This window comes from Streptomyces sp. NRRL F-5755 (assembly GCF_001279365.1).
Classification (GTDB): domain Bacteria; phylum Actinomycetota; class Actinomycetes; order Streptomycetales; family Streptomycetaceae; genus Streptomyces; species Streptomyces rimosus.
The window spans coordinates 1-730 of record NZ_LGCW01000177.1; the positions used below are offsets into that span (position 1 = coordinate 1).

Here is a 730-nt window from a genome sequence, read left to right on the forward strand (position 1 = left end):
CCGGTGCAGGTCCGAACCGGCCACCCGCTGCGCGGTCCGGGTGATCCGGCCCAGCGGCGACAGGACGCGGCCGGCCATCGCGTACCCGAAGGCGAACGCCACGACGGTCAGACCCAGCAGCGCCAGCAGGGAGCGGTTCAGGAAGGTTTGCAGGACCGCTGTGCGCTGATTACGGAGGCACTTGTCGATCGCCGCATTGATGTCGTCGACCGTGCCGACCGACGGCAGATCGCGGCAATTGGCTTTCCCGAGGGTGATGTCGGTGCCGAAAACCTGGATTTGCAGGGTGCCTTCTTTGAGGGTGTTGGCCGCGAACAGGTAGATGATCGCGAGGAGCACCACGCCGGCCATCAGGAACATGCCGCCGTACAGCAAGGTGAGCCGAATCCGGATGGTCGGCCGGAACCACCGCAACGGGACCCGGACCGGGTTGGTGTCGAGCGTGGGGCCGGGCTTCGCGTGTGCGGTCGCGGGCAGGGGTGGTTCGGAAGAGACAGCCATGGCGGTCAGCCTCGGTGGCCCGGCGAAGCGGGTATAGCGGCCGGTGCCGAGGCGGTGGGAATACGCACTGCTGGTCCTTCCTCGGGTGCCGCGATGTCCGCGGCACGACAGGTGTGGAGTTTCGCCCATCCTGCATGGAGACGTCGTAAGTCGGGGGTAAGGGATGGGGGGCCGGGGTGTGGGCGAGGGGTTCCCGTGAGAGGGGAGGAAGCGTGGAGGAGAGAGTGGG

1 pseudogene is annotated in these 730 nt (G+C 67.5%); it reads right to left on the reverse strand.

Annotated features, from left to right (window positions below):
- Positions 1-501 (reverse strand): annotated as a pseudogene (locus ADK86_RS16750) (two-component sensor histidine kinase); the annotation flags it as partial.
- Positions 502-730 lie beyond the last annotated feature (229 nt).